Genomic DNA, 8650 nt, shown 5'->3' on the forward strand with positions numbered 1-8650 from the left:
GTCTTCTTGGTCATGAACACCTCCATTGCCTCCATTATGAGGCTTATCGGGGTGTCCGCTCCAATTGGACCACTTCACCCCGTGGAATGCGGCGCTTCCGCTCGCCGAATTGCGGGAGGCCAGCTATCCCAAGCTTGTCGTCTCCGGGGGGCACAGCAGAGGCTTCGACACGATCTGCGATGAATTGGCAGACAAGATCGACGCAGAGCGCAAGGTGGTGCAAGGCGCCGGCCACGAGATCCAGTTCACCGGCGATCCAATCAACGCGGTATTGCTGGATCTGTGGCATTCAGCGGAATAAAAGCGAAGATCAGTTTTCCGCTTGTGCGATATTGCTTACATCAAGTAAGCCTTCCGCCACAGCACTACGACCAAGATCAAAATTCAGGCTCGTTACGTAGAATTACACGCTTTAAGGGGTTAGCGTTGGGCTAAGCAGGCTGAAGCAAAGGCCTCATACCCGACCCCTACCGCGAGATGAGATCTTGGATTACACCCTCTTCCTTGAAGCCCTCAGGCCGCTGTGGTGGGTGCTGCCCCTCCTGGTGCTGCTCGGCATTCTCAAGTCTCGCTCGGTCAAGGGCATGTTCGGCGAGGCCTTCGTCAAGCTGATCGCCAAGGTGCGACTGCCGGCAGAGGAGTACCGCGGCGTTCACAACGTCACGCTGCCCACCCCCGACGGCACCACCCAGATCGACCACGTACTGGTGTCCCGCTACGGTATCTTCGTCATCGAGACCAAGCACATGGCGGGCTGGATCTTTGGCAGCGAACGCCAGGCCCAATGGACCCAGAAGCTCTACCGCAAGAGCTTCAAGTTCCAGAACCCGCTGCGCCAGAACTACAAGCACGTCAAAGCGCTGGAAGCCCTGCTCGACGTGCCGCCAGATACCATCCATTCGCTGGTGGTCTTCTCCGGCAGCGCCGTATTCAAGACCCGCATGCCCGACAACGTCACCATCGGCGGCGGCTACGTGCGATACATCAAATCGTTCCGCGAGCCCGTGCTGACGCAAGCCCAGGTAGAGCAAGTGCTGGAGAAGATCACCACCGGCCGCCTGGCGGCCACGCGACAAACGCACCGCCAGCACGTGAAACAGCTCCAGGCCCGCTTCGAATCCAGCTCCGACAGAACCTGCCCCAAGTGCGGCAGTGCCATGGTGCTGCGCACATCGAAGCGAGGCGCAAACGCCGGCAACAAATTCTGGGGCTGCTCGGCCTATCCCAAGTGTCGGGAGGTGCAGGATGTGGCGTAGGGCGGGATATCAGGCTCAAGCTGCTACGGCACCTGCCGATGGTTTATTTGCCAAGGCTAATCTAAAGCAGTGCTTCGAATCGGAGTTCAACATCGTCCGATAAAGGCATGCGGCGGCCAGTAACTGCCAAGAGGGGAGGCCGACAAGTGGCATTCCCTGGCGGTAGCGTGCCTGAACGCCAGGCGTCCTCTATCCTAGAGGGCTGCGCACGCCGGCAAAGCCCTTGCCCAGTACATGCGTATAGATTTGAGTGGTTTCCACGCTCTTGTGACCCAGCAATTCCTGAACGGTGCGGATATCGGTTCCCTGGCTCAGCAACTGAGTGGCGAAACTGTGCCGCAAAGTATGGCAGGAGCCGGGGCGTGGTAGCGATGCGGCTCGCATGGCGTGCCTGACGGCTCTTTGCACTGCCGACGGATGAATATGGTGGAGAACCACCTTGCCATCCATATCGCAGCAGGGCCGTGTGGCAGGAAAAAGCCACTGCCAAGCCAAGGAGATGCCCGCATTTGGGTACTTGCGATCCAGTGCGTGAGGTAACGTCACCGGTACGCGGCCATGCTGCAGCCGATAGTCAAGTTGCTGTTTGGCCGTGGAGATTTGATGCTGCAAGGCAGGAAGACAGCTCGCAGGCAGCAAAGTGGTTCTGTCCTTGTCGCCCTTGCCAGCTTTCACCGTAATCACCTGACGCTCGAAGTCGATATCCCGGGCACGTAGGCGGCATGTTTCGATGAGCCGCAGCCCTGAGCCGTACATCAAAGTCCCCATCAGATACATGGAGCCGGAAAGGTGGCCCAGTACGCGCATCACTTCCTCATGGGATAACACGACCGGCAATCGGCGTGGGCGCTTGGCGCGTGAGAATTCACCGATCTCGCCCAAGGGCTGCTCAAGAACATGGCGATAGAGGAAGACGATAGCATTTAGGGCCTGGTTCTGCGTGGCAGCTGCCACTTGGCGCTCCACCGCAAGGTGCTCCAGGAAGGCTCGCACCTCGGAACCGCCCATGCTGGCAGGGTGGCGGACGCCATGAAAGCGAATGAAGTAGCGAATCCAGTAGCAGTAGGTTTTCTCGGTACGTGGGCTGTAGCGCTTCACCCGCATGGTGGCCTTCACACGGTCCATCAGCTTCGGTGGCTTGTTGTGCGTATCCATACAGCGTCTCCTTCGTAGCATGGATATGCATACAGTATTATTGGTTCCGGCAAAACGCGCAAGCGCGCGAATTCTGGATAGGTAGCCGAGCTATACTTAGGTGCTAGAGAAATCAATGAGTTGGAAGAAATGATGCGCGTCAGATAATATTGTTGAACGCGCAGAGGTGTTCATCCAATATCAGGACGCGCAGTCCAATCACTGTTATGCATCTTGAGGTCAGTGCATGGATGAAGAAATTCAAGAGTTCATAGAGATCGGACGAAGGGAGTATCAAGAGAAAGTATTCTTCGCTGAGCAAGGTCTTGGCGCTGAAGTCCATTGGTTTTTTACGCAGGCGGTTCAAGCACTAAAAAGCGAACTCTATCTACCAGCATGCACAAGTTTCCTTAACGGTATAGAAGCCTCCTTGAGGGTTACAATGTCTCAAGTAGAAGAGCCAGCTCGAGTGAAGGCACTTGATCCTATTAAAACGTTGAGCAACAGGCTTCTAAAATCTGCGCAAGATGCAGGATTGCCAGTAGAAGCATTGGCTTTTCCAGAAGAGGGTGATTTTTTAGAGAAGCTAGAAAGTAAGAAGCCTAATCTAGTCAATGCTGAGGTGGTGCGTGTTCGCCACAACCTTTGCCATGGCAATATTCTTGAATACATAAATACAGATTTGGGCGAGGATAATGCCGTTTTTACTCCCGAATGCTGTAGAGAGCTTGCTCATATTCTGCACAAAGTGTCAAAAGAGTGGGCGGCAAAACTCGGAGTGTTCAGGCGGGAAATGTTCAATGCATAACAAACTGCTGCAGCGGATCAATTTACGCTGCGCTTCAATTGCCCGCTGAGCAGGGCGTTATGTGTTCTAGAGGCAAGCAGTGTCATGGATAAACGTTGGGGCATAAGTATTGATATAGAGGGTTTTTCTAACCTTTATGAGTATAACGATGCAACTCAAACCAAAGCGATTTGGGGTTTACACCAGCTTATGGATGCAGTCATAAAGGTGGGACAAAAGGTTTATCCTGGCGATCCAAGTAATAACTACGGGGATAGAATATTCGCCCACCAATTTGGTGATGGCTTTATTCTTGTTTCTAATTTCGAAGAGCCAGATCCAAGTCGGTGCATAGCTATTGCCACTTCTCTATCAAGGCATATGTTGCTTCAAGGCTATACTACTAAAGCGGCTATTTCTACTGGAAGCATGAGCGATATTAATGGTTGCTATCCGGATGCAATGAGAGATTCCAAAAATAATACTTTGGATTTGGGTATGGGTTTAATGACTTCTATTCCTGTGATGGGAACAGCTCTCACAAAAGCTCATAAATTGAGCGGTAGGGTTTCGGGAAACGTTGTTGTAATCGACGTTAATCAATTTTCTAGTGTTCCTGAAGGTTTGATAAAATACCGCGAAGGTAGTATTGGATATATAAATTGGATGTCAGGCGAAAATAGCCTAGCCCAAAAAATATCAGAAAAAGCGGGCCTTCAATATGGGAGCGAAAAGGAGTTGTCTAGTCTATTTTCAGCTTATATAACAAGGGAACCCCGCCCATCGAAAAAATGGATCGAAGGTAGTCAAAGGTGTCAAAACACATAACAAATTGCTGCACTCGGAAAAATTACTCGCTGCGCTCGCAATTTTCCGGTGAGCAAGGCGTTAGGAACTACATGCACATTCCAAGCGAGCGAGTTTATAGAGAGATGCGGTCGGAGGAGGCATCCCTCTGGATAGTTCCTGCGAATGGCGGGGCAGAAATTGCCTTCCTTGTGAAAGCGCCAACATCGTCAATTAAGGCTTTGTTCGCAGGGTGTCCAATGGAGTTCCTGCTGGGAAAGAAGGGCAGCTATCTTTGCCATGGGGTTCGAATACATGATTCTCCTGATGCCCCGTTGCTCATTTCCGGAGCTGTAAGAGTAAGGGAAGAAATGTTAGCCATCCAGCGTCTGGCCAAAGACCGACAATCAGCACTCTTTCTGTTTAACGAAATGGATGTTTGTTTGGGATGGACCAACCTCGAATTCATAGAGAAAGATGCTGAGGCGATATACACTTTAGTCGGCAGTTTTGAATCTCTACAAGTAGGGTCCTTTGATCGTGATTTCGCCCACGCCCTTGATTGCTTCTGTTACTCAACTGACACCACACAATCATATCCGGATGCGGCATTGGTTCCTTTAGCAAGCATTCGCCTAAACCTCGAGCCATGGCGAGCGAATAGAAACCACTTTATAGGTCTGCGCGAATCACATGTTATTGAAATAGACGATCTCAACGAGGGTGATATCTTAGAGCGGGCAATATGGGCATCACTAGAGTCAGTATTTCCTCTGACGTTATATAAATCGCCGTTAGTTCAAATAGGGGAAAAGAAACGAGAGCTAACTGATGTGTTGTCTTTCCATAAATACGGTAATTTCTTGATTGAATCCAAGGATTTATCGATATTAGGGTCAGGGTTCGAGAGAAGTCAGGCTCGACGAATCTCAGGAGTTCAAAAGCAAGTTACAAAAGCGATTAAGCAACTCGTGGGTGCCTGCAAGGCTATCAGTCGCGGAGAGAAAATTTTCGACCAGAATGGAATCGAGCTAGCTGTCGTACGTGATCAGCCATCGCACTGCATCGTTCTAATTACCGAACTTGAACATTCTGGAGATTGGTCGGAAATTACGCGAGACCTTATGACTTCGATGGAAGCCACGGGGGCCTTCTTTCATGTAATAGATCTTAGGGAGTTTATTGCCTTGCTGAAAGGATCTTTAGGTGGCGCTGAACTTCTTGATTACAACCTAATGGAGAGATGCAAGCGCTTCGTTGAAGTGCGTGATGTGCACATCAGAAGCCAGTTCGCTCCTAACAAGCAAAACCAGGCGGACGCATAAATGCGCCGCTGTTTTGAGCGTTAGGTAGCACTTATGATACTCATCAGCGCCTTCGTATTGGCGGTCCTAGCAGCACTGATTGTTGGGATGTCGACGTGGGGTGTACTATTTCCCGCAAAATTGACTTCTTTTGTGCGGGCATTCATGCGTAGGAACAGTGCTGTTCCTTTCGCGATTGCGATTCGGATCATGCTTGCTATGGTTCTATGGATAACCGCTCCGGCATCTAATACGCCCACAATCTTCAATGTCTTAGCAGCAATTGCTCTACTGGCTGCTTTCATAATTGCAATCGCCGGCTCCGAACGTATTTCAAGGTTCATCGAACTGGTGGGGTCCTGGCCTAAGTTGGTTGTTCGGCTTCAATGCTTTCTAGGTGTGGCATTCGGGTTGTTTCTAATATGGTCAGTGTTGCCAGTATGGACTGCTACCTAACAAGTCGCTCAAGTTCGTTCCGGCCTTCGGCCTCCACCGGACGCGGCTAACGCCGCGCCGCTTAGCTTAGACGTTATGCATCTTGAGGTCAGTGCATGGATGAAGAAATTCAAGAGTTCATAGAGATCGGACGAAGGGAGTATCAAGAGAAAGTATTCTTCGCTGAGCAAGGTCTTGGCGCTGAAGTCCATTGGTTTTTTACGCAGGCGGTTCAAGCACTAAAAAGCGAACTCTATCTACCAGCATGCACAAGTTTCCTTAACGGTATAGAAGCCTCCTTGAGGGTTACAATGTCTCAAGTAGAAGAGCCAGCTCGAGTGAAGGCACTTGATCCTATTAAAACGTTGAGCAACAGGCTTCTAAAATCTGCGCAAGATGCAGGATTGCCAGTAGAAGCATTGGCTTTTCCAGAAGAGGGTGATTTTTTAGAGAAGCTAGAAAGTAAGAAGCCTAATCTAGTCAATGCTGAGGTGGTGCGTGTTCGCCACAACCTTTGCCATGGCAATATTCTTGAATACATAAATACAGATTTGGGCGAGGATAATGCCGTTTTTACTCCCGAATGCTGTAGAGAGCTTGCTCATATTCTGCACAAAGTGTCAAAAGAGTGGGCGGCAAAACTCGGAGTGTTCAGGCGGGAAATGTTCAATGCATAACAAACTGCTGCAGCGGATCAATTTACGCTGCGCTTCAATTGCCCGCTGAGCAGGGCGTTAGCACTCGAGCAAGGGGAGAACGGTGAGTTTTCAAGCATTTATTGACGCGGCAAAATCAATTATCAGCCTGGGTGCCAAAACGAATGCGACTGCCAGACAAGAGATTCGCGAAGTTGTCGGGAAGTTGGGCGACGAGCTGGATAGGGCGCTTTCACTAACCGATTCCTATTTGGTGGGCGCAAAATTTTCAATCGATGATGATGAGCTTTCGCGATATCTAGCAGATGTTGATGGGAAACTCATGGGAAGCTACTACGAACATCATATATGTGCTGGACTTTACCATCTGGCTGACAAGTTTGACCAAATATTCGACCCGACAAGATTCAGTGTGTCACTTTCTAGCTACACTGAAATTCCTCGATTAATTAATGAGCTAAAGAGTGGCGAGCAGGTTGTCTTAGATGACCTTAATGATATGGCCACCAAGCTACGGGATTACTCATCTCAATTGCTCTCAGGGTCAATGACTAGGGAGCAAGTTCTTAAGGCAGTGGAGTACCATCGTGAAGAAATAGCGCGATACCGGAAACAAATCAAACAGAAGAGACGCACTCTGCTGTCAAAGCTGTAAGTGCTAACAAGGCCAATCACTCGGAAAATTTACTCGCTGCGCTCCTAAATTTCCGGTGTTGGCAGCGTTAAGAGGCAAAGACTGTGGAAATTGTTCCTCTGGCTGACAAAAAAGAATTCATTGCAGAGTTGGCGGAGCTCCACCATTCAGAGTGGAAGCATTTGAACCCCACGCTTACTCTGGAAGGTCGAGCCGAAGCAATCTCCAAAGCTGCAGGTCGAGAGGGTATTCCTTCAATCTTTGTTGCCGTGTCGGGGAGTCAACTTGTTGGTTCGGCTGCTTTAGTGCAGAACGATATGGACACTAAACCGGGTTTATCCCCTTGGCTGGCTGCCGTTTATGTCAAAGAGTCTTTCCGGCATCAGGGAATAGCAACTGAATTGATCGCTCAATGCGAAGCTGAGGCAATTCGTTCCAATGCTGATACCTGGTACCTCTACACCGAGTTCGCCTCGAAACTTTATGAAAAGCTCGGGTGGTGCCATCTTGAACGATGCGAATATAAGGGAGTGATGGTCGATGTTATGTGCAAGCAGATCGCCTCTTAACCAGCGCAGGCACGGCGACGGCCTTTTCGTTGCGGCTGCGCCTCCACTACAAGGCCGCGCGTGCTGCGGGCGTTATGCAAAATGGAGTTGACCTTTTGAGAAGCGATCGGGAAAAACGATGTTTGCTGTGTGAAGCAGTGATTTCCAAAGAAATAGACTCTCGTGAACACTTGATTCCCAACTCTATTGGAGGCAGGAAGAAAGTCTCAGGTTTCCTGTGTGTGGGCTGCAACTCAGAATCCGGTGATAACTGGGAGTCTGCACTTGCGCGCCAAATGAACCCGTTGAGTCTGTTTTTTCGAATTAACAGGGAGCGTGGTGATGCACCTTATCAGAATTTTCAAACCACCAGCGGAGATGAATGGGTACTCAACGCTGATGGATCACTGGACTTGCCAAGACCTATTTTCAAAGAGCACAAGAATGAAAGCGGCGTAGAGATTAACATTTCAGCCAGAAACATGGCTGAAGCAAAACGGATGCTGAAAGGTGTCGCAAGAAAATACCCCCAACTTGATGCTGATGAACTGCTTGAGAAAGCCCAGAAGAAATCCAACTACTCCCAGAATCCAATTAAATTTAACTTGTCCTTCGGTGGTTTAGATGCCGGGCGCTCATTTGTCAAAACAGCGCTTGCGTTGGTCTCTACAACTGGCGTGAGCGTGAGCGAATGTGAGCATGCTATTCAATTTCTAAAAGAACAAGAGTCTGAACCGTGTTTTGGGTATTACTACGAGAAGGATTTAGTGCTTGAAAGGCCCGCTGGAATTCCAATTCACGTTGTCCATGTTAATGGCGATCCAGATAGCAATCTCATTCGTGGATACGTCGAATACTTCGGTGTAATGCGGGTTGTCATGTGTTTGTCGAGCAGCTATTCAGGGAGTGCATTCTCGGCAACGTATTCGATTGATCCGACCAAAGGTAAGGAGCTGGATCTCGATGTTGACTTGGATTTGACGTCCACTGACATACGGAAGGCATATGACTATGAGAAGTGGGATGGCAATGCTGAAGTGACCCCCTCCAGAGCTGCACAGGCTATAGTGCAGCCATCAGGAGGACGAAATGAGCAACGAACCCACCGTC

General features: G+C 49.8%; 11 protein-coding genes. 9 read left to right on the plus strand and 2 right to left on the minus strand.

The window, feature by feature from the left end; all coding sequences use genetic code 11:
- The first annotated feature begins 64 nt into the window (after positions 1-64).
- Together H1D44_RS20330 and H1D44_RS20335 are read left to right on the plus strand one after the other, a co-directional pair.
- Positions 65-301: a hypothetical protein gene (locus tag H1D44_RS20330; protein ID WP_181517094.1), complete on the plus strand. Its 237-nt coding sequence runs from the start codon at positions 65-67 to the stop codon at positions 299-301.
- Between the two features lie 184 nt (positions 302-485).
- A complete protein-coding gene (locus H1D44_RS20335; RefSeq protein ID WP_238984604.1) occupies positions 486-1256 on the plus strand; it encodes an NERD domain-containing protein in 771 nt (256 codons plus the stop codon).
- Between the two features lie 189 nt (positions 1257-1445).
- Here H1D44_RS20335 and H1D44_RS20340 read toward each other — a convergent pair whose 3' ends face one another.
- Complete coding sequence (locus tag H1D44_RS20340) at positions 1446-2411, minus strand: integron integrase (protein ID WP_181517095.1); 966 nt, start codon at positions 2409-2411, stop codon at positions 1446-1448.
- Between the two features lie 226 nt (positions 2412-2637).
- Here H1D44_RS20340 and H1D44_RS20345 point away from each other — a divergent pair, with 226 nt between their 5' ends.
- From H1D44_RS20345 to H1D44_RS20355, 3 genes are all read left to right on the plus strand, one after another.
- Positions 2638-3198 (plus strand): hypothetical protein, encoded by a 561-nt coding sequence (locus H1D44_RS20345; RefSeq protein WP_181517096.1) that lies wholly within the window; start codon positions 2638-2640, stop codon positions 3196-3198.
- 84 nt (positions 3199-3282) lie between these two features.
- On the plus strand, positions 3283-4005 hold the full coding sequence (locus H1D44_RS20350; protein ID WP_181517097.1) for a hypothetical protein: 723 nt from the start codon (positions 3283-3285) through the stop codon (positions 4003-4005).
- 71 nt (positions 4006-4076) lie between these two features.
- Complete coding sequence (locus H1D44_RS20355; protein ID WP_181517098.1) at positions 4077-5288, plus strand: hypothetical protein; 1212 nt, start codon at positions 4077-4079, stop codon at positions 5286-5288.
- 20 nt (positions 5289-5308) lie between these two features.
- Here the strand turns inward: H1D44_RS20355 and H1D44_RS20360 are convergent, their stop codons facing one another.
- Positions 5309-5611, minus strand: coding sequence for a hypothetical protein (locus H1D44_RS20360; RefSeq protein ID WP_181517099.1), 303 nt, complete (start codon positions 5609-5611; stop codon positions 5309-5311).
- 207 nt (positions 5612-5818) lie between these two features.
- Here H1D44_RS20360 and H1D44_RS20365 point away from each other — a divergent pair, with 207 nt between their 5' ends.
- The 4 genes from H1D44_RS20365 to H1D44_RS20380 all read left to right on the plus strand — a co-directional run.
- Positions 5819-6379, plus strand: a complete 561-nt coding sequence (locus H1D44_RS20365) for a hypothetical protein (protein WP_181517096.1) — start codon at positions 5819-5821, stop codon at positions 6377-6379.
- A gap of 82 nt (positions 6380-6461) precedes the next feature.
- Positions 6462-7013, plus strand: coding sequence for a hypothetical protein (locus H1D44_RS20370; RefSeq protein WP_181517100.1), 552 nt, complete (start codon positions 6462-6464; stop codon positions 7011-7013).
- A gap of 83 nt (positions 7014-7096) precedes the next feature.
- Complete coding sequence (locus H1D44_RS20375) at positions 7097-7561, plus strand: GNAT family N-acetyltransferase (protein WP_181517101.1); 465 nt, start codon at positions 7097-7099, stop codon at positions 7559-7561.
- A partial coding sequence (locus H1D44_RS20380) for an HNH endonuclease (RefSeq protein ID WP_220128194.1) occupies positions 7540-8650 on the plus strand: 1111 nt, incomplete at its 3' end. The genes H1D44_RS20375 and H1D44_RS20380, both read left to right, overlap by 22 nt.

The organism is Billgrantia kenyensis (genome assembly GCF_013697085.1).
Classification (GTDB): Bacteria; Pseudomonadota; Gammaproteobacteria; order Pseudomonadales; family Halomonadaceae; genus Halomonas; species Halomonas kenyensis.

What these genes read in the sequence shown, in the direction of transcription:
- H1D44_RS20340 (WP_181517095.1), bottom strand. Translation starts at nt 2,411, where the DNA reads ATGGATACGCACAACAAGCCACCGAAGCTGATGGACCGTGTGAAGGCC.
- H1D44_RS20345 (WP_181517096.1), top strand. Translation starts at nt 2,638, where the DNA reads ATGGATGAAGAAATTCAAGAGTTCATAGAGATCGGACGAAGGGAGTAT.
- H1D44_RS20350 (WP_181517097.1), top strand. Translation starts at nt 3,283, where the DNA reads ATGGATAAACGTTGGGGCATAAGTATTGATATAGAGGGTTTTTCTAAC.
- H1D44_RS20355 (WP_181517098.1), top strand. Translation starts at nt 4,077, where the DNA reads ATGCACATTCCAAGCGAGCGAGTTTATAGAGAGATGCGGTCGGAGGAG.
- H1D44_RS20360 (WP_181517099.1), bottom strand. Translation starts at nt 5,611, where the DNA reads ATGAACCTTGAAATACGTTCGGAGCCGGCGATTGCAATTATGAAAGCA.
- H1D44_RS20365 (WP_181517096.1), top strand. Translation starts at nt 5,819, where the DNA reads ATGGATGAAGAAATTCAAGAGTTCATAGAGATCGGACGAAGGGAGTAT.